Origin of the sequence: Maribacter antarcticus DSM 21422, from assembly GCF_000621125.1 — a bacterium.
Classification (GTDB): Bacteria; Bacteroidota; Bacteroidia; order Flavobacteriales; family Flavobacteriaceae; genus Maribacter; species Maribacter antarcticus.
This window is the reverse complement of the sequence record NZ_KK211214.1, coordinates 167,569-192,745: the sequence shown is the minus strand read 5'-3', so window position 1 is coordinate 192,745 and position 25,177 is coordinate 167,569. Positions and strand designations below refer to the sequence as shown.

General features: G+C 37.6%; 24 protein-coding genes and 1 tRNA gene. 14 read left to right on the top strand and 11 right to left on the bottom strand.

The genetic code is table 11. The annotated features are described in order from the left end of the window. Positions 1-14 precede the first annotated feature (14 nt). Together Q360_RS0117330 and polA are read left to right on the top strand one after the other, a co-directional pair. Positions 15-1,010: an isoaspartyl peptidase/L-asparaginase family protein gene (locus tag Q360_RS0117330; RefSeq protein WP_027078202.1), complete on the top strand. Its 996-nt coding sequence runs from the start codon at positions 15-17 to the stop codon at positions 1,008-1,010. Positions 1,011-1,293: 283 nt separating this feature from the next. Continuing rightward, positions 1,294-4,128, top strand: coding sequence for a DNA polymerase I (polA, locus tag Q360_RS0117325; RefSeq protein WP_027078201.1), 2,835 nt, complete (start codon positions 1,294-1,296; stop codon positions 4,126-4,128). Positions 4,129-4,193: 65 nt separating this feature from the next. Here the strand turns inward: polA and Q360_RS0117320 are convergent, their stop codons facing one another. Then, positions 4,194-4,754, bottom strand: coding sequence for a hypothetical protein (locus Q360_RS0117320; RefSeq protein ID WP_156950158.1), 561 nt, complete (start codon positions 4,752-4,754; stop codon positions 4,194-4,196). Positions 4,755-5,221: 467 nt separating this feature from the next. Here Q360_RS0117320 and Q360_RS0117315 point away from each other — a divergent pair, with 467 nt between their 5' ends. Continuing rightward, positions 5,222-5,470 (top strand): hypothetical protein, encoded by a 249-nt coding sequence (locus tag Q360_RS0117315; RefSeq protein ID WP_027078199.1) that lies wholly within the window; start codon positions 5,222-5,224, stop codon positions 5,468-5,470. A gap of 57 nt (positions 5,471-5,527) precedes the next feature. Here Q360_RS0117315 and Q360_RS0117310 read toward each other — a convergent pair whose 3' ends face one another. Next, the gene (locus tag Q360_RS0117310) at positions 5,528-6,022 is read right to left on the bottom strand and encodes a hypothetical protein (protein ID WP_027078198.1); all 495 of its coding nucleotides are present in this window, start codon (positions 6,020-6,022) and stop codon (positions 5,528-5,530) included. A gap of 320 nt (positions 6,023-6,342) precedes the next feature. On the opposite strand from Q360_RS0117310, the gene rplM reads away from it, so the two are divergent. The 4 genes from rplM to tsf all read left to right on the top strand — a co-directional run bounded on the left by rplM (position 6,343) and on the right by tsf (position 9,697). Further along, on the top strand, positions 6,343-6,798 hold the full coding sequence (gene rplM, locus Q360_RS0117305; RefSeq protein ID WP_027078197.1) for a 50S ribosomal protein L13: 456 nt from the start codon (positions 6,343-6,345) through the stop codon (positions 6,796-6,798). Then, complete coding sequence (gene rpsI / locus Q360_RS0117300; RefSeq protein ID WP_027078196.1) at positions 6,798-7,184, top strand: 30S ribosomal protein S9; 387 nt, start codon at positions 6,798-6,800, stop codon at positions 7,182-7,184. The genes rplM and rpsI overlap by 1 nt, the downstream gene beginning before the upstream one ends. A gap of 256 nt (positions 7,185-7,440) precedes the next feature. Then, a complete protein-coding gene (gene rpsB, locus Q360_RS0117295) occupies positions 7,441-8,586 on the top strand; it encodes a 30S ribosomal protein S2 (RefSeq protein WP_027078195.1) in 1,146 nt (381 codons plus the stop codon). A 145-nt stretch (positions 8,587-8,731) separates the two neighbouring features. Next, entirely contained in the window at positions 8,732-9,697 is a 966-nt protein-coding gene (gene tsf, locus Q360_RS0117290; RefSeq protein ID WP_027078194.1) for a translation elongation factor Ts, read from the top strand. 76 nt (positions 9,698-9,773) lie between these two features. On the opposite strand, the gene Q360_RS0117285 is transcribed toward tsf, so the two are convergent. Next, a complete protein-coding gene (locus Q360_RS0117285; RefSeq protein WP_027078193.1) occupies positions 9,774-11,645 on the bottom strand; it encodes a M61 family metallopeptidase in 1,872 nt (623 codons plus the stop codon). 176 nt (positions 11,646-11,821) lie between these two features. Between Q360_RS0117285 and pyrH the strand changes: the two genes are divergently transcribed. The 6 genes from pyrH (at position 11,822) to Q360_RS0117255 (ending at position 19,423) form a co-directional block, all read left to right on the top strand. Next, entirely contained in the window at positions 11,822-12,529 is a 708-nt protein-coding gene (gene pyrH / locus Q360_RS0117280) for a UMP kinase (protein ID WP_027078192.1), read from the top strand. A 40-nt stretch (positions 12,530-12,569) separates the two neighbouring features. Next, the gene (gene frr, locus Q360_RS0117275) at positions 12,570-13,124 is read left to right on the top strand and encodes a ribosome recycling factor (protein WP_027078191.1); all 555 of its coding nucleotides are present in this window, start codon (positions 12,570-12,572) and stop codon (positions 13,122-13,124) included. Between the two features lie 281 nt (positions 13,125-13,405). Beyond that, on the top strand, positions 13,406-15,793 hold the full coding sequence (locus Q360_RS0117270; protein ID WP_027078190.1) for an efflux RND transporter permease subunit: 2,388 nt from the start codon (positions 13,406-13,408) through the stop codon (positions 15,791-15,793). 98 nt (positions 15,794-15,891) lie between these two features. Then, positions 15,892-17,325 carry an asparagine--tRNA ligase gene (gene asnS / locus Q360_RS0117265; RefSeq protein ID WP_027078189.1) on the top strand — a complete coding sequence of 478 codons (1,434 nt, stop codon included), beginning with the start codon at positions 15,892-15,894 and terminating at the stop codon, positions 17,323-17,325. A 38-nt stretch (positions 17,326-17,363) separates the two neighbouring features. Next, a complete protein-coding gene (rpoN, locus tag Q360_RS0117260; RefSeq protein WP_027078188.1) occupies positions 17,364-18,818 on the top strand; it encodes an RNA polymerase factor sigma-54 in 1,455 nt (484 codons plus the stop codon). Then, the gene (locus Q360_RS0117255) at positions 18,818-19,423 is read left to right on the top strand and encodes a hypothetical protein (RefSeq protein WP_027078187.1); all 606 of its coding nucleotides are present in this window, start codon (positions 18,818-18,820) and stop codon (positions 19,421-19,423) included. The genes rpoN and Q360_RS0117255 overlap by 1 nt, the downstream gene beginning before the upstream one ends. Here Q360_RS0117255 and Q360_RS0117250 read toward each other — a convergent pair. From Q360_RS0117250 to Q360_RS0117215, 8 genes are all read right to left on the bottom strand, one after another. Then, a complete protein-coding gene (locus Q360_RS0117250) occupies positions 19,418-20,104 on the bottom strand; it encodes a porin family protein (protein ID WP_027078186.1) in 687 nt (228 codons plus the stop codon). The genes Q360_RS0117255 and Q360_RS0117250 overlap by 6 nt on opposite strands. Positions 20,105-20,187: 83 nt before the next feature. Further along, the gene (locus tag Q360_RS0117245; protein WP_027078185.1) at positions 20,188-20,667 is read right to left on the bottom strand and encodes an ExbD/TolR family protein; all 480 of its coding nucleotides are present in this window, start codon (positions 20,665-20,667) and stop codon (positions 20,188-20,190) included. A gap of 20 nt (positions 20,668-20,687) precedes the next feature. Then, positions 20,688-21,311, bottom strand: a complete 624-nt coding sequence (locus Q360_RS0117240; RefSeq protein WP_027078184.1) for an ExbD/TolR family protein — start codon at positions 21,309-21,311, stop codon at positions 20,688-20,690. A 13-nt stretch (positions 21,312-21,324) separates the two neighbouring features. Then, positions 21,325-21,756 (bottom strand): hypothetical protein, encoded by a 432-nt coding sequence (locus Q360_RS0117235; protein ID WP_027078183.1) that lies wholly within the window; start codon positions 21,754-21,756, stop codon positions 21,325-21,327. Between the two features lie 27 nt (positions 21,757-21,783). Continuing rightward, on the bottom strand, positions 21,784-22,533 hold the full coding sequence (locus tag Q360_RS0117230) for a MotA/TolQ/ExbB proton channel family protein (protein WP_027078182.1): 750 nt from the start codon (positions 22,531-22,533) through the stop codon (positions 21,784-21,786). A gap of 79 nt (positions 22,534-22,612) precedes the next feature. Further along, positions 22,613-22,700 (bottom strand) — tRNA-Ser (locus tag Q360_RS0117225). A gap of 69 nt (positions 22,701-22,769) precedes the next feature. Continuing rightward, positions 22,770-23,801 (bottom strand): asparaginase, encoded by a 1,032-nt coding sequence (locus Q360_RS0117220; RefSeq protein ID WP_027078181.1) that lies wholly within the window; start codon positions 23,799-23,801, stop codon positions 22,770-22,772. A gap of 20 nt (positions 23,802-23,821) precedes the next feature. After that, positions 23,822-24,589 carry a TatD family hydrolase gene (locus Q360_RS0117215; RefSeq protein WP_027078180.1) on the bottom strand — a complete coding sequence of 256 codons (768 nt, stop codon included), beginning with the start codon at positions 24,587-24,589 and terminating at the stop codon, positions 23,822-23,824. Positions 24,590-24,696: 107 nt separating this feature from the next. On the opposite strand from Q360_RS0117215, the gene Q360_RS0117210 reads away from it, so the two are divergent. Next, positions 24,697-25,158 (top strand): aspartyl protease family protein, encoded by a 462-nt coding sequence (locus Q360_RS0117210; protein ID WP_027078179.1) that lies wholly within the window; start codon positions 24,697-24,699, stop codon positions 25,156-25,158. The last annotated feature ends 19 nt before the right edge of the window (positions 25,159-25,177 follow it).

Sequence of the window (25,177 nt, the reverse complement as noted above, 5' to 3'; positions counted from 1 at the left end):
AAACAACCCAAACAATGAAAAGAAGAAAGTTTCTCAAAAACTCAAGTACCGCAACGGCAGCCTTGGTAGCTACTCCATTTTTAACTTCGTGTAAAGAGGAGGTCAATCCATCAAAAGCGGGCGTAGCTGCGAACACAAAAGCCATCTACCCCATTGTTATCTGTACTTGGGATTTTTTGAATGCTTCGACAAAAGCTTGGGAGGTACTTAGCAGTGGTGGAAATGCCTTGGACGCCATTGAACAAGGTGTAAAAGTAGAAGAGGATGATGTAACTAACCAAACTGTGGGCACAGGAGGCCGCCCAGACAGGGATGGAACCGTAACTTTAGACGCCTGTATTATGGACAAGGATGGCAATTGCGGTGCGGTATTAGCCATGGAAAACATAGCCAATCCTATTTCCGTTGCCAGAAAAGTTATGGAAGATACGCCACACGTTATGTTGGCGGGGCAGGGTGCTGAACAATTTGCGTACGAAAAAGGATTTAAAAAAGTGAATCTACTTACCGAACAGTCTCGATTGGAATGGTGGGAATGGAAAAAAACATCGGAATACAAACCGATTATCAATATAGAAAACCACGACACCATTGGCATGTTAGCCATTGATAAAAACGGAGATATTGCCGGTGGATGCACCACCAGCGGAATGGGTTACAAAATGGCAGGCCGTGTTGGCGACTCCCCCATTATTGGCGCAGGTCTGTTTGTAGATAATGAGATTGGTGGCGCAACAGCCACAGGCATGGGTGAAGAAGTAGTACGCACTGTAGGAAGTTTTTTAATCGTAGAATTAATGCGACAAGGGAAATCACCACAAGAAGCTTGTGAAGAAGGCGTAAAACGCATCATGGCGAAAAACGAAGGACGCAACGACTTCCAGATTGGTTTTATCGCCATCAATAAAAAAGGCGAAATAGGCGGGTATTGCATTCAGCCTGGGTTTACATATAGAACTTATTCAGAAGAGGGGCATATAAACAATCCTTCAGAAAGCTATGTTTCGTAACAGGCTAAGATACTAGAAAAGCAAATTATCTAACATGACCAGAAAAACTTAAAGACACAGCTAGAAAGCAACGTTCTTGTTATCTACTATGCCCATTCACAATCTCTCTAACCCCTTTGCTTACAATCGGCTGGCTTAATGAGTGATATATTAATATTTTGGGCTATTTGAAGAAAAATATTGACCTGCACCCCTTCTATTATTCGCCCGAGTAACAATCCTTTTTAAAAACTTTAGCAAATTCAATTTCGTACCTCTAAATTCGTACTTCTAAATTCCCACCATGGCAGATCAAAAAAGACTATTTCTACTAGACGCATACGCCTTAATTTTTAGAGGCTACTACGCCTTAATAAAGAACCCTAGAATTAATTCCAAAGGTATGGACACCAGCGCAATAATGGGTTTTATGAACTCTTTGTTCGATGTAATAAAGCGTGAGAAACCAGACCATTTGGCAGTGTGTTTTGATAAGGGAGGAAGCGCAGAGCGTACCGAATTATTCCCAGAGTATAAAGCGAACCGTGATGCAACCCCGGACGCTATAAAAATTGCGGTGCCTTACATTCAAAGTATCCTAAAGGCAATGCATATCCCCTCTGTTGTTTTAGAAGGCTGGGAGGCCGATGACATTATTGGCACCTTGGCCAAACAAGCAGAAAAAGAGGATTACAAGGTTTTTATGGTAACACCAGATAAAGATTTTGGACAATTGGTATCGGAGAATATCTTTATGTACCGCCCGGCTCGAATGGGAAATGGTATAGAAATTTGGGGCATCCCAGAAATACAAAAACGTTTTGGTGTAGAACGACCAGAACAGGTCATAGATTACCTAGGCATGATGGGAGATGCCAGTGACAATATTCCAGGATTACCGGGCGTAGGCGACAAGACGGCTAGAAAATTTATTGCCGAATATGGCACTATGGAAGGGCTTTTAGAAAATACAGATAAGCTTAAAGGCGCCATGAAGGTTAAGATTGAAGCCAATAAAGAGTTGGGACTACTTTCTAAAAAATTAGCCACTATTTGTTTAGAAGTTGAGGTATCCTTTAACGCTAAGGACTACGAAATGTCTATTCCTGATAATGAAAAAGTACAAGAAATCTTCGAAGAGCTAGAATTCAGAAGATTAAAAGACCAATTTATAAAAATATTTTCAGGAGAAGAAGCTACAACCACAGGGGAAGTTACCAGCACGGAAACAGTAAAAAAAGCTTCTTCCTCTGCCGGAACTGGACAGTTCTCGCTTTTTGGCGGCGACGGTGCTTCACCGGCTACTATAAAGGACAGCTCTAGCAGAAAAACCATCAAAGACATTCCCCATTCCTACCAAAGTATAGCGCCAGGCATGGCTATGAAGCTATTTCTTCAGAATCTAATAAAACAAACCTCTGTTTGTTTTGATACGGAAACTACTGGCCTTAATCCACTAACAGCAGAACTTGTAGGTATCGCTTTTAGTTGGGAAGCTACCAAAGGGTTTTATATTCCTTTTCCTGAGGATAAGGACGAAGCCCAAAAACTTATCGAAGAGCTGAGACCATTCTTTGAATCGGAAAGTATTGAAAAAGTTGGGCAAAATCTTAAGTATGATATTAAAGTCCTAGACAAGTATAACCTCAAGGTTAGAGGTGAGTATTTTGACACCATGCTGGCCCACTACCTTATCAATCCAGATATGCGACATAATATGGATGTGTTGGCAGAAACCTATTTGAATTACAGTCCCGTTTCCATTACGGAACTTATTGGTAAGAAAGGCAAGAACCAATTGTCTATGCGCGATGTTCCACTTGACAAAATAACGGAATATGCCGTTGAGGATGCGGATATAACGTTTCAATTAGCACAACAGTTTAGACCTGAACTGGCTGAAGCAAAAACAGACGGACTTTTTAAGGATATAGAAATACCCTTATTGCGTGTGCTAGCAGATATGGAATTGGAAGGTATCAATCTAGATGAGGCATTTCTTAATTCACTCTCAGAAGACCTCAACAATGACATCGCTAGCTTAGAAAAAAAGATTTACGAATCCGCAGAACAAGAATTTAATATAGGCTCACCCAAACAATTAGGGGAAATCCTTTTTGATAAAATGAAATTGGTAGAGAAGCCGAAGAAAACCAAAACTGGACAGTATTCCACCGCAGAAGATGTGCTATCCTACCTAGCTAAAGATCATGAAATCATTCAAAATGTTTTGGATTATCGCGGACTTGCTAAACTAAAAAGCACCTACGTGGATGCACTCCCTTTACAAGTGGAAGAAAGCACAGGAAGGGTACATACAGATTATATGCAGACAGTTGCCGCCACAGGACGATTGAGCAGTAACAATCCTAATTTGCAAAATATCCCGATTAGAACGGAACGCGGACGGCAAGTGCGAAAAGCCTTTGTACCCAGAGATGCAGAACATACGTTATTAGCAGCGGATTACTCTCAAATAGAACTACGAATCATAGCAGCTCTTAGCGAGGAAACCACTATGATAGAGGCATTCAAAAACGGAGAAGATATACACGCCTCTACCGCATCAAAAGTTTTCAGTGTTCCAATTGATGAAGTGACTCGAGAACAGCGCGGAAATGCTAAAACGGTAAATTTTGGCATTATCTATGGAGTTTCAGCTTTTGGATTGAGCAACCAAACAGATTTATCTCGTTCCGAAGCAAAAGAACTCATAGAGACCTATTACAAAACCTATCCTAAGCTCAAGAGCTACATGAACGAGCAGGTAAATTTTGCGCGTGACCACGGTTATGTGCAAACGGTTTTAGGTCGTAGACGCTATCTTAAGGATATTAATGGAAGTAATGCCATAGTAAGGGGCGCAGCTGAACGTAACGCAGTAAATGCACCTATACAAGGTTCGGCAGCAGATATCATCAAAATTGCGATGATCAATATTCATCAAAAGCTAGCTGAGGGCAAGTTCAAATCCAAAATGCTTTTGCAGGTGCATGATGAATTAGTATTTGACATCTATAAACCTGAACTGGAGGAACTAAAAGCCATGATTAAATTAGAAATGGAAAATGCATATACCATAGTAGTGCCTTTGGATGTGGAGGTTGGACTTGGTGAAAATTGGTTAGAGGCGCATTAAAATGCTGTAAAAACAAAAAGCGTTCAGAATAAAATCTGAACGCTTTTTGTTTTTATTCCTATTCTCTAGCCAATAGTACCGGCCAATCTTGGCAATTGCTCTTTTATTTTTTTAAACCAATTACTAAACGGTCTAATATAACTCCCAAACGTATAAGGTGCCAATTGAAACCAAAGCTTTAGTTCTACTTGTTGACTTGTCTTTACTTCTAAGTTATCCTGTATTATAAAATCTAAATGCGATAAGAGGTTAGCTGTATCTATCTCCCCATTACTGTAAACAAACCTGTTAGCACCATTCCCAATATAAAATCGCAAACAAGTATATCTGCCCATTTGCATTGGAATCGTATTAGACAGCTTTAGGAAATCGCCCGATACCAAACCCTTGATTCTAACAGGCTCTAATTCACTAAATTCTATTAACGCATGCTCTTTTCCTTCTAAATCAATTGCAGTTATCTTTAAAAGGGGTACGTCTATTTCAGAAACAAATTGACTATCCAGAACAGCGTTACTCAGGATAACTTCTGGAGCCGCTTTTTGGGAACTGTACCAATCGCTCCAGACTTGAAAAGAATAGGGTATGGTCGTCCAAATACTTGGATAGAACCTTGCTTTATTCATAAGCATATAAAGTATCAAAAAAATTACACTACAAAATTACTACGATTCCTAAAATTAGAAGTACTGTAAAATTATCCATTTTATATGCTGTATTATCTAAATTGTAAGACTATTCGTAAATTTGCGGTAATATTGGACATAATTTCTTAGAAACACACATTGGAAACACTGTCAAAATAGACAATAAACTAACAGAATTACTTTTTATGCAAATCTTCTTAGAAAGCTTTTCGTTTGAGTGTTAAACATTTCAAAAAAACATAAGAGAATAGGTTTTTAAACACTGCTTTTAAAAGAATCTCCTTAAAATGACCTAAAAATGAAAACTATTGAAAAGTGTCTATCGCTAGCTTTAGTAGTTTTTGGCTGCATAAATTACAACATGGCGCAATCCGGTATAACGGCCTCAACACGCCAAAAGGAAAAAAAGATCACGATTCATCCAAACCCTGTTGTTAAGGTTCTAAATGTATTGGGGGGTAAAGGACACCGAAATAGCCTATATCATAGTATTCGATATCTATCACAATACAGTGTTGCAACACGAATGGAAGGTCAAAAATAACGCCATCAACATTCCTATTGCAGACTTTGAAAAAAGAGTGTACACGCTCACTATCAAATCACAGGTGCAGCGCGTAGCGGCAAAGTTCTACAAACAATGGTGTTTAATTCAAACTAAAAGCGCAGCAAAATACATTGATTGGATAATATAAGAACAAGAAAAACCTTCTCAACTTGAGGGTTTTTAATGTTTGGTATAATCTATTTTTTTATTGTCTTTTAAAAACCAACTCGCCCGTTTCGTCAAAATCAGGAATTTCTAAACTTGAAGCATTTACGGTCATTATGTCCCCACTTATAGACACCAAAGCATTAACTGTCTTACCATCTTCGTTCAAAAAACTGACTACTCCATCGCTATAGGTGTACGTATTAGTCTCTATTTCAAATTCCGTTGGGCAGGGAATCGTAAAACCACTCGCACCAATACTTACGTCTAAATCAGCAACAGCATTTCTTGCTTCGGCGGTTAAATCTTCATTGAATTGTAGCGTAATAATGAAGCAATTGTTATTCGATAAAAAATTCAATACCTGCTGTCCCAGCTGAGCTTCATCACTTGCTGTGCTCATATCAACATTCAAGGCTGTGGCATCCCAAGTTCCTACAATGTCATTTTTTGAACCAGAACTATCTTTATTATCGGAACTACATGACCAAATAAAAACAGACACGACTATTAAAGTACATAATTTTGATTTCATTTTATATGTATTTTGCTTACTTATTGAAATATAACGTAATTTTAAAAAATATATTTCAACATGTAATCCGTCTCATCAGAAGCATATGTAATCCCCCCATTTTACTAACATAAAAAATATTCCTTTCGTAAAACAACACAATAGAATATCACATTTGAAACTAATAAATCAAGTTTTTAAGGCGAAAAAACCGTATGGACAACAAGAATTCCTAGACCCTAAAATAAAAAGAAACAACTATTTGGAATTCAAGTTTATAATTGTACATTTGCACCCCATTTATCTGGATTGATGAGGATTAATAGTTAAAAATATTTGTAGTGGATACATTAAGTTATAAGACCATATCTGCCAATAAGGCAACCGTAAGTAAAGCATGGTTGTTGGTTGATGCCGAGGGACAAACGCTAGGTCGTTTATCCTCCAAAGTAGCTAATTTATTAAGAGGAAAGCACAAGCCAAGCTTTACACCTCATGTAGATTGCGGTGACAACGTCGTAATTATAAACGCCGAAAAAGTTACCCTTAGCGGAAACAAATGGGCAGAAAAAACATACTTACGTTATACAGGATACCCGGGTGGCCAACGCGCAACCACTGCAATACAGTTGTTGGAAAAAAATCCTGCTAGTATTGTTGAGAGAGCTGTTAAGGGAATGTTGCCTAAAAACCGTTTAGGAGCTGAGCTTTTCAGAAACCTAAAAGTATATGCTGGTTCCGAACACGGACAGGAAGCTCAAAAACCAACAGCAGTAAACATAAAAGATCTTAAGTAATGGAAGTAATTCACAAAATAGGTAGAAGAAAAACTGCAGTAGCACGTTTATACCTTTCTACAGGAGATGGAAAAGTAACAATTAACAATAAAGATTTAGCTATATATTTCCCAACAGCCACACTACAATACAAAGTAAACCAAGCTTTTGCTTTAACAGGAACGGAAGGTACGTACGATGTTAAAGTAAATGTTTATGGTGGTGGTATAACTGGTCAAGCAGAAGCAATTCGTTTAGCTATTGCCAGGGCACTATGTGAAATAGATGCCGAAAACAGAATAGCATTGAAGCCAGAAGGTCTTTTAACCAGAGATCCAAGAATGGTTGAACGTAAGAAATTTGGACAGAAGAAAGCTCGTAAGAAATTCCAATTCTCTAAACGTTAATATCAATTACAAATTTTCAAGGCGCTTATTATACTATGTAATTAGCGCCTTACATTATTATATTTTCACTAACAAGTTCATTGAAAGTTCTTTTACAAGGACAATTAAAAACCTTTAAACTACTTAGGTAGTTAAAAGACTATCCTGAAACAGGTTTTAGGATAAATTAGTTTAGCATCTAAATAACGGAGGCTTTTCGCTTGGCGAAATACCACTTCATTATTGCTAATTCATAAGAACGTAAACTAAATTTAAAATGGCGAAAGTCGAAGTAAAACAATTATTAGAAGCAGGTGTACATTTTGGACACCTTACCAGAAAGTGGAATCCGAACATGGCTCCTTACATCTACATGGAGCGTAACGGAATACACGTTATCAATCTTTACAAAACGGTTGCTAAAATGGACGAAGCCAATGAGGCTTTGGGCAAAATTGCAGCATCTGGAAGAAAAATACTTTTCGTAGCTACAAAAAAACAAGCAAAAGACATTGTTGCTGAAAAAGCAGCAAACGTGAACATGCCTTACATTACAGAAAGATGGCCAGGTGGAATGCTAACAAACTTCGTTACCATACGTAAGGCGGTAAAGAAAATGGCAATGATTGATAGGATGAAAAAGGATGGAACATTCCTTACCTTATCTAAAAAAGAACGTTTACAAGTAGACCGTTTGCGTGCTAAACTAGAAAAGAACTTAGGTTCTATTTCTGAAATGACACGTTTACCAGGAGCCTTATTCATCGTTGATACGATGCGTGAGCACATTGCTGTTAAAGAGGCACAAAAATTAAATATTCCAATTTTTGCCATGGTAGACACCAATTCTGATCCTAGAGATGTTGACTATCTTATTCCTTCTAATGACGATGCTTCAAAATCTATTGACATCATCATGACACAAGTAACAAATGCGGTAGCAGAAGGTCTTGCGGAACGTAAGTCAGAGAAGACTGCTGGCGAAGAAGCAAAAAAAGAAAAAGAAGCAAAAAAGGAAGCTCCGAAAGCAGAAGCTGAACCAACTCCAGAAAATACTGAAACTAAAGCTGCACCCGTAGTGGAAAAAGCACCACAACCAACCGTGGAGGCTGAACCAATAAAAGAAGAAGTAAAGAAAGAAAAAGCAGCTCCTAAAAAAGCGGAAACTGAATCTGACGACCTTACAAAAATTGAAGGAGTAGGACCTAAAGCAGCAGAAGCATTGGCTAACGCTGGAATGGGCACCTATGCTGACCTTGCTAAAGGCGATGCTAATAAAATAAAGGAAGTCTTAACAGAAGCCAGCTCAAGAATGGCTCATTTAGATACAGCTTCATGGCCAAAGCAGGCACAAATGGCTGCTGATGGCAAATGGGACGAACTAAAGGTATGGCAAGATAATGCAAAAGGCGGAGTTGAATAAAAACATCGTCCAGATTTAAAAAACAAGTCTGTCTTCTCCACAAGAGGAGTAAAAACAATTACTAATTATAAAGATTCCCGCCCTTAAAATTCCCAGAAGTATCCAAGTATTTTAAGGGCGGGAATAACAATAAAAACTTTTAATTATGGCAAAAATTACCGCCGCAGAAGTAAATAAATTAAGAAAAGCTACCGGTGCCGGAATGATGGATTGTAAAAATGCCTTGGTAGAAGCTGAAGGAGATTTTGACAAAGCAATCGAAGTACTTCGTAAAAAAGGACAAAAAGTTGCTGCTAAAAGAGCCGACAGGGATTCTTCTGAGGGTGCTGCTATAGCAAAAGTCAATGAAGATAATACTGCAGGTGTTGCCATCGTATTAGGTTGTGAGACAGATTTTGTAGGTAAAAACGAAAATTTCGTAGCCTTAGCAAATCAACTTGCAGAAATAGCGTTAAACAACGATACCAAAGAAGCCTTTTTAGAGGCTGATTTTGGAGGCATGACCGTTGCGGAAAAGTTGATTGAGCAAACTGGTGTTATTGGAGAAAAACTTGAAATTACTGCTTTTGACAAATTGGAAGCACCGTACATTGGTTTCTATGTTCACATCAATAAAATAGCAGCATTAGTAGGACTTTCCTCTAAAGTTGACAATGGTGAAGTTTTAGTAAAAGACTTAGCTATGCAAGTAGCTTCTATGGGAGCCACTACATTGTCTTATAAAGATTTTGACGCTTCTTTTGTAGCATCTGAAACTGAAGCTAGAATTGCAGTAATAGAAAAGGAAAATGAAGAATTAGTGCGTTTAGGAAAAACACTAAAAAATGTTCCCAATTATATTTCCATGGCTCAATTAACCCCTGAAGTTATGACTAAGGCAGAAGATGATGCAAAAGCCCAATTAAAAGCTGAAGGTAAACCAGAGCAAATCTGGGGTAAAATTCTTCCTGGTAAAATGGATCGATTCGTATCTGATAATACTACGTTAGATCAAGAGCAATGCCTTTTGGATCAGAATTTTATCAAGGACGAAAAAATGAGTGTTGCCAAATACGTTGGATCCTATGGCGATGTTTCCGTTACCGGTTTTAAACGTGCTACTGTAGGTTAAAACTAAATGCCGTATAATCTTATCAAAAAAAAACCTAAGCAAAAGCTTAGGTTTTTTTTTATTTATTTAAAAATCACTATTGCCTTAACCAAGCATTCCTTAACCTTGAAAAATCATTTAAAACCCCTTCTAAAATAACTATTTTATTATCTAACAATACCGATAAACCTACAGCACCCTCCACTATAATCACCTCCTCTTGTCGAAGTAGCTCAATCTTAATTTCTGTATCCGGAGACCAACCATAGCTTGAAGCAATGATTGAACGAAGAGATTCCAAGCTTATATCAGTACCATTAATACTTTTAATTATATCGCCCGCTTGCAAACCAATATTTTTATAAAAGGAGCTCAGAGGTATATTCTCGCGAATAAAAATAGTATTGTCATCCTCTATATCTACATCAATAAAAGGATTCTCCCCATCTAAAAAGTACCCAGTCTGCCGTTCCGCCTTCACCATAGCAAGACCTACCTTAGCAAGGTACCTATCATAATCTATAGGCTCATTCCCTATCACATGGTCATTAAAAAAGGTGCGAACTTCTGGATAGGTCATGGCCACAATTTCATCTATCAACAAATCATCTTCAAAGGGTATTTCCTTACCATACCTTTTAGACAACTCCTTCATGAGCCACAGCACACCTTTTTCCCCACTACTTTTCTCTCTAATTAAAATATCAAGTGCCATATTAATCAAAGCGCCCTTTTCATACACATTCTGATAATTGCTTGCATAAGGCTCCTCTAATATATTCTTACTCATTACTGTAAACGACATCGTATCGTCGTAAGCTTTAGCATTCCCAAACTTACCTATGATACGGTCATAAAACTCATCTTCGTTTATAAGTCCCTGATGTATTTGAAATAAATTAGCGAAGTACTCCGTTGTGCCTTCATACATCCATAAGTGTTTGGACATTTTAGGATTATTAAAATCAAAAAACTGTATTTCTTTAGAGTGTATAGACAAAGGTGTTACAATATGAAAAAATTCATGTGAGACTACATCGACCATGACCTGTTCTAGTCGCTCTTTTGACATCGCTTCGGGTAGAACTACTACCGTAGATGTGTGATGTTCCAAAGCTCCAAAACCTTGGGCATCCGGCACATCTAATTCCGATAAATAAAGTAGGATTGCATATTCCTGTGTACTATCAACCTCCCCGAGAAATGCTTTTTGTGCCCTCATCATTTCCTCTATGCGTTCCCTAAAATCAACAGCACTATATACCCCATTGGGAGAATACACGCTTAACGTTACCAGAATATCATTAACAGCAAAGGTTGCTATATTTGGCCGCGCATATAATATAGGGTTATCAATCACCTCAAAATAACGGTTGGCTACAAAACTATCCCATGCTAGATCTGGCTTTCTGTTTGGCGACTGTCGCAAAGTAGTGGTAGCTACAATATCTAATGGTTTTCGCACCAAAATAGTATACGGCACTTCTTTATACCCATCAAAATAACCGACAAACCCATGTAGATTCAGCATAAAATTCTCACCCTCCAATATGTTTGTGCCAGCAGGTGAAAATACTGGATTCGCCATTACATTTTCAATATCATAAGTGTCGTTTACCCAATAAGTAATCTTATCCAAACGCTTTGCATTAGAAATACGCCAAGAATTGTCACCCTCTTTTACTACTTTCATTACCTTACCACTGTAATCCAAGGCAAGAAAATCCTGAACATAGGTACCATAGTTATCTGAACTATATGTGCCTGGAATAGTTTTTGGAATCTTAAAAGAAACCACATCACTCGAAAAAGCACCCGGATCTATAGAAACTTCTACCTTATCATATTTAATATTGACCAAATCCAAAGAAGCCAAAATTGGAACTTTATCTATAGTCATCAAAGACTTTCCTACTCCACAGCCATAAACCATACCGAGCACCCCTAACAAAATCAATACTTTTCTCATAAAATCCAATTAACTGAAAACATAATCATTTATACTCAGTCACCAATACTACAAAAGAATATTAAACCCAAAGTTGTGTTTTTAAATATTAGGAAATAATTATGTTTTGAACACCGACACCTCTCTAACGCTCCCATAGATAATTTTCATTATTTTTGTTTTGAAATAACATAACCATGCAATACAAAAGAATACTTCTAAAATTAAGCGGCGAAGCTTTGATGGGCGAAAAGCAATACGGAATCGACTCCGATAGGCTTAACGAATATGCCAAAGAGATTAAGGAAGTGGTAGGTCAAGGCATACAAGTTGCCATCGTAATAGGGGGTGGGAATATCTTTCGTGGTCTTGCAGGAGCAGCTACAGGAATGGATCGTGTTCAAGCCGACCATATGGGGATGCTGGCAACGGTCATTAACGGTCTGGCTCTTCAAAGCGCGCTAGAAATGCAGGATGTGGAGACTAGGTTACAGTCCGCAATACAAATAAACGAAGTCGCAGAACCTTTTATTAGACGAAGAGCCATGCGACATTTAGAAAAGGGACGTGTAGTTATTTTTGGTGGAGGTACTGGAAACCCATACTTCACAACAGATTCTGCCGCAGTGCTTCGTGCAATAGAAATAGAAGCTGATGTAATTCTTAAAGGTACCCGCGTAGATGGAATTTATACATCTGACCCAGAAAAAGATAAAAACGCCACAAAATTCGACACCATAACCTTCCAAGATGTTCTTAAAAAAGGCTTAAAGATAATGGATACGACGGCGTTCACCTTAAGTCAAGAAAATGAGTTACCTATTGTTGTTTTTGATATGAACAAAAAGGGTAATTTGCTTAAAATTGTTAACGGAGAGCATATTGGAACAACAGTTAATATGTAGTTTTGGTATAGTTTATAATCATACTTTAGAAAATAGTACTATGAACGAAGAGATAGATTTTATTTTGGATGCCGCAAAGGAAGGTATGGATGCAGCTCTCTCCCACTTAGAGCGCGAATTTATCAAAATACGTGCAGGGAAAGCAAGTCCAACAATGTTATCCTCTGTTATGGTAGATTATTATGGCTCGCAAACGCCGTTGTCGCAAGTAGCGAACATTAATACGCCTGATGGTCGCACCATTTCGGTTCAGCCATGGGAGAAAAAAATGCTTCAAGAAATCGAAAAAGCAATTATGAATTCTAACCTTGGATTTAATCCTATGAACAACGGAGACATGATTATCATTAACGTACCACCACTAACGGAAGAAAGACGAATACAACTTACCAAGCAAGCTAAAGCTGAGGCAGAGCATGCTAAAGTAGGTATTAGAAGTGCAAGGCAAGATGCAAACAAAGAAATTAAAGACTCGGATGCATCGGAAGACGTTCAGGAAAATGCTACTGCAGATATTCAGGAACTTACAGATAAATACGTTAAAAAAATTGATGATTTCTTAGGAATGAAAGAAGCCGAAATTATGAAAGTATAAGTAACCGAAATTTAATGATAGAAAAACGGCCAATGAGCCGTTTTTTCTTTTTGTGCCGATTATGAATTAGATTACTAAACAATACCTTTTTGTTTACCTGAGTTAAACAAAGAATACTTAAATAGGGATTCCTTTTCTAATAAAGTAGAAAGGAAAAAGAATGATTTATTACGGTGTACGTAATTACTAAATAATAATATTACCAAAGACGTTATTTTAAATCCCTCAATCTAGGAACACTTAAACACATTAGTTACCTTTGCACCCTGCTAAAAATAGCTATGGTAGCAAAACTCACACAAGGATTTTGGGCAAAAACTGCAAGAATCATTCTTAGGAATCGTATTCTTATTCTATTATGTATTGCTGCCGTTACGGTCTTTTTAGGCATGCAATGGCAAAACATGCAGTTTTCCAACTCTTCAGCCAACCTTTTACCAGACGACCATCCCGTTAACCAAGAATACCGTTCGTTTCTGAGTCAATTTGGCGAAGAGGGTAATGCCGTGGTTTTTGCTGTACGCGATAGTGCCTTGTTCAATCCTACAAATTTTAATCGTTGGAACAAATTCAGTAAACAATTAGAAGCCTTCCCCGAAGTAGATTTTGTACTTTCTACAGACAATCTACAAGAATTGATTAAGGATAATGATAAGCAAGAATTTGTCATGCAACCTTTGATAAAAAAGCAACCGGAAACCATCCAAGAGGTAGACAGCATCGTTCAACACTTATTCAACGACCTTCCCTTTTACGACAATCTTATTTATAACAAGAAGAGCAGTACTATACGGACGGTCATGTATATGGACAAGGACATCATAAACACCAGTGTCCGCAAAGATTTTGTCTTAAAGGATATGATACACTTGGTAAATCGCTTTGAGAAAGAAACCGGACTAGATGTGCGCATCTCAGGTATGCCCTATGTGCGTACCATGAATTCCCAAAATATCATAGACGAAATCGGAAAGTTTATCCTAGCTGCCCTAGGGGTGACTTCGCTTATCTTTTTCTTCTTCTTCAGAAGTGTACGCGCCACCTTTATATCTATGTGTGTCGTAATTATCGGGGTCATGTGGGCTTTTGGGATACTCGGCCTGCTGCAGTATGAAATTACTGTACTTACCGCCTTGATTCCACCATTAATCATTGTAATCGGTATTCCCAACTGTATTTTTCTTATCAACAAGTACCAGCAAGAGGTAAAGAAACATGGCAATCAAGCACTTTCCTTGCAGCGTGTTATTTCTAAAATTGGAAACGCTACCCTAATGACAAATGTAACAACGGCGTCCGGGTTCGCAACCTTTATCATAACTGATAGTAAATTATTGAAAGAATTTGGAATTGTTGCGTCAATCAACATCATAGGTATCTTTATAATCTCTCTACTTATCATACCCATCGTGTACAGTTTTATGTCGCTCCCCAAGACAAAGCACTTAAAGCATTTGAACAAAAAATGGATTGATGCTTTCGTAAATTGGATGGAAGGAATCGTGAGAAAACAAAGAATATCGGTCTATATTGTATCCATTACATTACTCGTATTAAGCATTATTGGTATTTATCAGATAGATATTTCTGGAAGTCCAATAGAGGATATGCCAAAGAATGCAGATTTTTTTAAGGACATCCGCTTTTTTGAAGAAGAATTCGATGGCATTATGCCCGTAGAAATTGTAATAGACACAAAAACTCCGAAAGGAGTACTTAAACCTGTTACGCTAAAACGCATAGATCGCCTTGGACAAGTGGTAGACGAAATACCGGAGCTTTCCAAGCCTGTTTCGGTTGTAAATTTAGTCAAGTATTCCAAACAGGCCTTTTATAACGGTATTCCCAAATACTACCAGCTTCCCACAAGTCAAGAAAATACTTTTATCATGGATGTTGCTCGCAAATCGTCAGATAACAGTGACCTCCTTAAAAGTTTTGTGGACAGTACTGGACAGACGGCTAGAATGACCACCTTTATGCGCGATGTAAACACAGAACGCATGGAGGAAATAGAGCGAAGTTTACTGGACAATATCACTAAAATTTTTCCGAAAGAACGCTATACTGTATACATGACGGGTAGTGCCCTTATTTTTTTGAAAGGAACGAAGTATCTGGTAAAAAACCTTATCATGTCCTTGGCGCTCGCTATTGGGCTCATTGCCTTGTTCATGGCATATTTATTTCGCTCTTTTAGAATGATTATCATATCACTGATTCCAAATCTACTCCCACTGATTGTAACAGCAGGTATTATGGGTTTTGTGGGTGTTCCTATCAAACCATCGACCATTTTGGTATTCAGTATCGCTTTTGGAATATCCGTGGATGACACCATACACTTCCTTGCAAAATACCGTCAAGAACTGACGGCGAGTAAATGGCATATAGAAAAATCTGTTTATGCAGCCTTAAGGGAAACAGGAGTAAGTATGTTCTATACTTCTATTGTGCTATTTTTCGGGTTCTCCGTTTTTGTCATTTCCAATTTTGGGGGTACAGTGGCCTTGGGCGCCTTAGTTTCGGCAACCTTACTTTTTGCCATGTTAGCCAATCTTATCCTTTTGCCTTCTCTATTAATTTCCTTGCAACGTAGTATTTCTAACAAAACAGTACTGAAGGAACCACAAATAGATATACTTCCTAAAGGAGAGGATCACGACTGATGCTCTTTTCAAAAGCTATCGCATTTTAAGATGGCTATAGATTCATTCTTTTTTATCAAAAAGCTATCTTTGGACTTTTAATTTTCAATTGATTAGACATGCACTCAGCAACGATAAAGGAAGTACTTCAAGGAAAACAATTACTACAAGAAATTACCGTAAACGGATGGGTACGCTCTTTCAGAAGTAATCGATTTATTGCCTTGAACGATGGATCAACGCTAAACACGATACAATGTGTGGTAGATTTTGAAAAATTTGATGAAAACCTTCTTAAGCAAATCAATACTGGCGCTGCACTAAAAATTACCGGAACCTTAGTAGAGAGTCAAGGTCGTGGACAATCTGTAGAAATTAAGGTGAATAACATTCATGTTCATGGTACAGCTGATCCAGAAACCTACCCAATACAACCAAAAAAACATTCGTTAGAGTTTCTTAGGGAAAAAGCCCACCTAAGAATACGCACCAATACCTTCGCTGCCGTAATGCGGGTAAGATCAGCACTCTCCTTTGCCATACACCAGTATTTTAGAGACAACGGCTTTTATTATTTCCACGCCCCTATTATAACAGGCTCCGATGCAGAAGGCGCTGGCGAAATGTTTCGTGTAACCACTTTAGACAATAAAAACCCACCCCTAACAAAAGAAGGTGCTGTTGATTACAAAAAAGATTTTTTTGGTAAGGAAACCAACCTAACAGTTTCAGGACAACTGGAAGCGGAAGCTTACGCAATGGCCTTAGGAAAAGTATATACATTTGGCCCAACCTTTAGAGCTGAAAACTCTAACACTTCTAGACACTTGGCTGAATTTTGGATGATAGAACCAGAAATGGCATTCTTTAATCTGGATGACAATATGGACCTTGCTGAGGATTTTATAAAAAATGTTATTCTTTACATATTGGAACACTGTACCGAGGATTTAGAATTTTTAGAAAAGCGTCTTTTAGAAGAAGAAAAAAGCAAACCTCAAACAGAACGAAGTGCTATGCCACTAATAGAAAAGTTGAGATTTGTAGCAGAAAACAACTTCAAAAGAGTAAGCTATACAGAAGCTATTGCTATTTTAAAAAATAGCAAACCTAATAAAAAGAAAAAATTTCAATATCCCATAGAAGAATGGGGTACAGATCTGCAAAGCGAACACGAACGTTACCTTGTTGAAAAACACTTTAATTGTCCGGTAATCCTTTTTGATTATCCTGCCAAGATAAAGGCATTCTATATGCGGTTGAACGAAGATGGCAAAACCGTTCGCGCCATGGATATTCTATTCCCTGGAATTGGAGAAATCGTAGGTGGGTCTCAACGGGAAGAGCGCTTAGATGTGCTAAAACAAAAGATTGCAGACTTGGGTCTCGATGAAAAAGAACTTTGGTGGTACCTAGATCTACGTAAGTTTGGAACTGCCGAACATAGCGGTTTTGGACTTGGATTTGAAAGACTTGTGCTGTTCTCGACTGGTATGGGAAATATCCGTGATGTTATACCGTTTCCTAGAACACCACAAAATGCCGAATTTTAAATGCATTTCGTTATTTTTATAGTGAGTAGAAAAAAACTATGCTAAAACAACACTTACAGTTTAAACTATCGCAAAAGCTATCGCCTCAGCAAATACAGTTGATGAAGCTGATACAACTGCCAACACAAGCATTTGAACAGCGGTTGAAACAGGAGTTGGAAGAAAATCCTGCGTTAGAAAGTGGCAAGGAAGAGTCAGAAAGTCCAGATGATGAATTTGAGGACGATTATGAGCTTGAGGATAGCGAAACTATAGAAGCCGAGGATATAAATATAGATGATTATCTAAGTGACGACGAAATACCGGATTACAGAACCCAAGCGAACAATTACAGTTCAGACGATGAAGAAAAAAGCGTTCCTTACGCAGCAGGTACTTCGTTTAATCAGTACCTACTAAACCAAATGAACACGGTTTATCTCAATGACGAGGAATGGGCAATCGCAGAATTTTTGGTAGGTAGCATTGATGAAAGTGGCTATATACGTAGACCTATTACAGACATTTTGGACGACCTCGCCTTTACCCAAAATATTTACACGGAAGAAAAAATCATAATGCATATTCTTTCCATTGTTCAAACGTTAGACCCGCCAGGTGTAGGTGCACGTTCATTGGAAGAAAGTCTGGTTATTCAATTGGAACGAAAGGGACTTACATCATCTATTGAACTCGCCATTCAAATCCTAAAAAAGTCTTTTGATCAGTTCTCAAAAAAGCACTATCAGAAGCTAATTCAAAAATATAACGTTACCGAGGCTGAGCTCAAGGAGGCTATTTCGGAGATAGAAAAATTAAATCCCAAACCAGGAGGCTCCTACTCCGGTAACAATAGAATTGTTGAACATGTAGTGCCAGATTTTTCCATACGCATCGTCGAAGGAGAACTGGAACTAAGTCTTAACGGCAGAAATGCTCCGGAACTCCATGTCTCGAGAGAGTACAACAACATGCTAAAAGGATATAAAGAATCCCACGACAAATCAAAATCCCAAAAGGATACCGTAATGTTTATCAAACAAAAACTAGATGCAGCAAAGTGGTTCATAGACGCCATTAGACAGCGACAGCAGACCTTGTTCATTACCATGAATTCTATAATGCAGTATCAAAAAGAGTATTTTCTTTCAGGTGACGAACGCAATTTAAGGCCTATGATCTTAAAGGATATTGCAGACGAAATAAAAATGGATGTTTCAACTGTATCTAGAGTTGCCAACAGCAAGTATGTTGACACACCTTATGGAACTAAATTGATAAAGCAATACTTTTCCGAGTCTATGAAGAACGAACAAGGAGAAGATGTTTCTACAAAAGAAATCAAGAAAATTTTAGAGACGGTTATAAAGGATGAAGTAAAGCGCAAGCCACTTACCGATGACAGACTTGCGGCCATTCTAAAAGAGAAAGGCTACCCGATTGCCAGGAGGACCGTAGCAAAATATCGTGAACAACTAGGTATTCCTGTTGCGCGTTTACGAAAAGAGATTTAATGAAAGTTCTCCTTACCATTGTAGCCTACCTGTTCCACCCTATTTTAATTCCTGTTGGGGGAACAATCGCATATTTTATTATCACCCCAAAACACACGCCTATTGAAGTGCAAGGAGGGAATATTTTACCCATATTCATCTTAACTGTTATTATTCCAATAGTCACCTATCTTATTTTGAAAAATATAGGTGTTGTTCGTACTATATCCATGACTACAATAAAAGAGAGAAAATATCCTATAGCTATACAAACTATACTCTTATTAATGATACTCTATAAGGTTATCCCGAACAATTATATTGTCGAACTCTATTTTTACTTCGCAGGACTAGCAGGAGCCTCATTAACATGCCTTATGTTGCTCTTTTTTAATGTAAAGGCAAGTATGCACCTTGCTGGCATCGGGGGACTACTTATGTACCTTATTACCCTAAGTGTTCATTTTGAAATGAATATTATTATCGCAATCAGTCTGTTCATATGTTTCGCAGGGTTGGTAGCCTCTTCCAGACTATACCTAAAAGCACATACAAAACCAGAACTGGTTATAGGACTATGTATTGGACTACTTTCTCAGCTATTAACTATAAAGTATTGGTTATAGAATATAGAAGATAACCCCAATTTGCAATGGACTAAATCCTAGCGCTTGACTTTCTATTACCGCATTATCCCTAAATAAATCGCTTAGCGCATAATACATGTGTAAATTAAAGGTATTATAGCCCATATTTAACGTAAGTCCGTATTGGAATCGTTCTACAGCTGTATTATAAAATCCGCTCTTCTTCCCCTCTATTACGGAAGTAGATCTTGCCCCTAAAACATAAGCTGCTTTTACTCCTGCATATAACCGCCAAAATCTATACTCTTCTAGGGTGGAATTACGCCACCTAAATTCCAGTGGGAATTCGACCAAATGAGTTTCGAGCTTACTTCGTTTTAAACCTAATATATTATCGCCTAGAGAATAGGATATACCATCAGCTGTCTCTGTAGCTATTAGATTGGAGTAGTAGGTGTTTAACCCCAAGCCGATACCTATACCTAACGCCATTGTTCCTGTAGCATTTAACGGGATGTCTTTGATAATACCTAGTTGCATACCATAAGATAAATTTCTTTGCGTTACAACATCAGGCTTATTTCGTAGGAAATTATAAGTAAGACCAAAATAAAATTGATCCTCATAATACCGATTGTCGTTGCTATCGGAAGTTACTTCCCCCTGACCAACGGCTTGCAAAATAGCGCCTAGAAAAACGAACAACAACCACTTTCTCATACACGTATAAAGTTACTAAAATAAAAGACGCTCCAATATAGTATTGGAGCGTCTTTTAAAGTTTGAAAATTATAAACTGCCTACTAGAGATTTCTAAAAGCGTCTCCTTCGTACGTGGTATAGTTTACTTTTAATGCATTTACCTTTCTTAGTTCTTGCTTGATATCTGATATAATACCCATACTGGCATTCTTATCCACCTTTAAGGCAGTAGTTAGTACATTCTGAAGCTCCTGCGATTTCTTTGCACGCTCCATTAAAATGTAATCACCAACTTCGGAAGGACTAGAAAATTTGTCATTCAACTGAATTTTTGGTTCTGTACCAAAAACCTTCTCATATTCCTTATTTGGTTTGCCAACGTAAATATAAATTACCCTGTCCTTTTTTTCTAGCTTTTTAATTTCACTAGCATTAGGAAGAATGTTAACTACCTTTAAAGAACTATCCTTCATGACCGTAACAGTCATAAAGAAAAACAAAAGCATAAATACAATGTCCGGCAGCGAAGCTGTAGACACCGCTGGTATTTCACCATCTTTTTTCTTTGCAAATTTTGACATAGTGTTTATTTTATGTTTCGTTAATTAGCTGAAGTCTCTGCTTCTGATAACTTTTGAGGAAATAATCCTTGAATCCGTCTTACCTTTTCCTTTAATTCCTCTTTCACTTCATCAGATGTTTCAGGATTTAGATACTCTGCCTCCATATCAACAAAATTCTTCTTGAATAAACGCATTGCCTCTCTATTCCTAAGATCGTTGTAGGCCCCTACTAATTCATTTTGAACAGTAATGTAGGTACTGTACTGTGTCTCTCTATCGTTCTTTAAAGAAATAATCGCTTTATTAGGATTATCTGAAGAAGAACCATCTTTTGCGCCTTGACAATAATTACAGTATTCAGGGCTTCCTGATGGTGCTCCACCATTATCAAGAAAAGCCATTGCCTTTTCTCTCAAGTTCTTTATTTCAACAAGTTCTTCCTCAACCAAAAGTTGTCCATTTCTGTTAATATTTACAGTAAATATATTCTTCTGTTTGATAATTGGTGGGTCTTCCGTTGGCGGTTCCCAAGGTGGTAACATACGATCCAATCCTGCATCTGTTTCAATAGTAGTTGTCACCAAGAAAAAGATAAGCAATAAGAACGCTATATCCGCCATGGAACCGGCACTTACTTCTGGTGCTCCTGCTCTTCTAGCCATAATTATCTATTTTTTATTTACTGAACATATTTTTAACCGCTGGTATAATCAAGGAAGCTACCGCAATAATCGTTAGGATAAAAAATACATTCAATCCCATTCCGATATTTTTTACTGTTCCTTCATCTGACATTGCCATGAATTCTGGAGCAACATCAGTTCCACTAGACAAAATATAGGAAACGATAACGACTAAAACAAACCCACCTACCACGAACAATGTTTTCTTTAAACCCTGCGGATTTGAAAACAAATTCTTCAAAGTAAACAGCACGCTTACCACTACAGCAACACCAAGTAGGATGTAGGTAATGATGAACATCGCGTTCATAGCTCCGCTTTGCGCTGCTTCATCGGCTGGCATATCCCTCTCAGGAAGCATGAACCAAAGTACCGCACCAATTAAGCCTATTGCTATCAATGCTATTTTTACAATTTTTTGCATAATAATTTAGGTATTAAAAAGTGATACTTATTTTTTGTGATCTACCAACATATCTATTAACGTGATAGAAGAATCTTCCATATCGTTTACAATACTGTCGATTTTTGCAATGATGTAATTGTAAAAAATCTGAAGAATAATTGCAGTAATAAGACCAAATACCGTTGTTAAAAGTGCTACTTGGATATCTCCAGCAATAAGTGATGCACTTAAATTACCAACTGCCGCAATCTTTTGGAAGGCCTGAATCATACCGATTACTGTACCCATGAAACCAAGCATTGGTGCAATAGCGATAAATAAGGACAACCAAGAGACATTCTTTTCTAATTGACCCATTTGTACACCTCCGTAAGCAACGACTGCTTTTTCTGCGGACTCAACACTTTCACCTGCTCTATCCAAACCTTGGTAGTAAATTGAAGCTACGGGTCCTTTTGTATTTCTACAAACCTCTTTAGCTGCCTCTACTCCTCCGGAGGCTAAAGCATCCTCGACTTGTTGTTTAAGCTTTGAACTATTGGTGCTTGCCATGTTCAAAAAGATAATTCTTTCAATCGCAACGGCTAAACCTAATATCAAACATAAAAGTACAATACCCATAAAACCAGCTCCACCGGTGATGAACATTTCTTTTAACATTTGAGTAAAACCTCTCTCTGCTTCTGCGGGTGCATCTTGAACTACCAACGCTACCGCTGTCACTTTTGCACTTACCATATTTGTACCTGCTACAAATGCCCCGGCGATTGCTAGGGTTGGGAATAAATTTTTCATTTTTTTCAAACTTAAATTAGTTAGTTAATTGGGTTAAAGATAAAAAAAAAACAATATAAAAAAAGTAAAACATAAATTGCAGAGAGGAAGGGATTCGAACCCTCGATACCCTTTTGGGGTATACACGCTTTCCAAGCGTGCGCCTTCGACCACTCGGCCACCTCTCTAATCTCTTGTTTCAAAGGTTGAGCAAATAACAAAAAAAATGTTACTTATTAAAATTAAACAGGTTAATTTTAATTCATTTCTCCACGCAAAGAAGTCTCAAAAACAGTTTTGAATAATTTAGCGGACACTTCACTACCCAACATGTACATTAGCTTTGTAATTGCAGCTTCTGTTGTAATATCCTTACCGTTAATTACTTGCATTTTCTTGAGCGCCGTACTTGTTTCATACTGTCCCATAATAACACTCCCCCCAGAGCACTGTGTTACGTTAATTATATGAATTCCGTTGTCGATAGCTTTTTTTAATAAATTCAAAAACTTTTTATCGGTTGGTGCATTTCCTGATCCATAGGTTTCCAAAACTAAAGCTTTAAGCCCTTTTATACACAAGACACTTTCCAATACTTTTAAACTAATTCCTGGAAATAATTTCAAAATAGCTACATTCTCATCCATCTGTTTATGAACAATTAGTTTTTTTACTCGCTTTTTAGGCCATAAATATTCCTCATAAATATTTAAATAAACACCCGATTCTACCAAATGAGGATAATTTAGGGAAGCAAAAGCTTGAAAATGTTCTGCATTTATCTTGGTTGTCCTATTCCCCCTGTACAACTTGTACTCAAAATAAAGCCCTACTTCGCGCACCGCTGGTTTCGAATTAACCCTTAAAGAAGCAATTTGAATAGAGGTAATTAAATTTTCTTTAGCATCGGTCCTTAAGTCTCCAATAGGCAATTGTGAACCTGTTAGAATTACTGGTTTATCCAGATTTTCCAATAAAAAACTCAACGCAGAAGCCGTGTAACTCATAGTGTCGCTACCATGTAGCACTACAAAACCATCATAAGAATCGTAGTGTTCCTCAATAATAGATGCAATCTTCACCCAGTCCCGTGGGTGCATATCCGAAGAATCTATCGGTGTATCAAAAGTCATGGTATCAATAGCACACTCCAACTGATATAGCTCAGGTATACTTTTTAGAAGCTCCGTAAAGTCAAAAGCCTTCAAAACACCAGAATCATAATCCTTCACCATACCTATGGTGCCTCCCGTATAAATCAACAGTATTTTGGTCTTTACTAAAGTCATATCCTATCTATACGTTTTAATTAAACGCCAAAAACTACTTTTGAGTTTTGGGTTGTTATTTCTGCTACTTCCGCAGTAGTTTTCCCATAAATTGACGCCACCTTCTCTAAAACCTTTAAAATATAGAGACTTTCGTTCCGCTTACCTCTGTAGGGAACTGGTGCTAAATAGGGTGAATCAGTCTCCAAAACAAGATGTTTCAAATCTATTTTATTAAGAAAGGTATCTATTTTGCCATTCTTAAAAGTAACTACACCTCCAATACCTAGTTTCATATTGTAGGAAATAGCGCTTTTCGCTTGTTCGAAACTCCCTGTAAAACAATGGAAAATACCAAATAGATTAGCTCCCTTCTCTTCCTCTAAAATTTCAAAAACTGCATCAAAAGCTTCTCTGCAATGGATAACAATAGGCAATTTGTGTTTTTTGGCCAGCTTAATCTGAGTTCTAAAAGCCTCCTGTTGCTCCTTTAAAAAAGTCTTATCCCAATACAAATCAATACCTATTTCTCCAATAGCAACAAAAGGATGTTCACGTAACATGTCCGCTACATGTAACAACTCCTCCTTATAATTCTCCTTTACATGTGTGGGATGCAAACCCATCATTAGAAACATATGCTCTGGATGTGAATTTTTCAACTCTAACATGCGCTCCGTGTAGGAAGAGTCTATTGCAGGTATAAAGAATCGTTGAACCCCGTTTGCCATTGCTTCGGCTATAACCGTTGACCTATCCTTGTCAAATGCCTCACTGTACAAATGCGTATGTGTATCGGTAATATTCATAGGGCAAAAATAGGCTTATCTTTGTAAACTAAAATCCATCTTGGGGTGCTATTTTCCAGTCTACTGAATTTGTGAAATCTATTTAAAATCTACCAGCTATTTTATTTATGTCAAAACTCAAAAACAACCTAAAAAAAGGGAAGTATATTACCGTCCCTATAAAACTAACCGCTACAGATCATTTAGAAATCAAAGCAAAAATAAATGGGGTGAAAGGAGTTTTTATATTGGACACTGGCGCCTCGAATACCTGTGTTGGTTTTGACAAGCAAACTCATTTTAAACTTACCTCTAAAGCCTCTAAAATAAAAGCTGCCGGAGCGGGAGCCATAGGTATGGAAACCCACATTTCTTCAAAAAATAGGATTAAAATAGGAAAATGGAAAAATAAAAAAATAAAAATTATCCTATTTGACCTCACCCACGTTAACCAAGCACTGGAAGCACACAATGTTACTCAGGTGGACGGTATTATAGGTGCAGACATACTAAAACAGACCAAGGCAATTATCGATTATGATAAAAAACGAATCTATTTAAGTACTAGAAAAATCAAAAACAGATTCTAATTAACACATTAAAAATAGT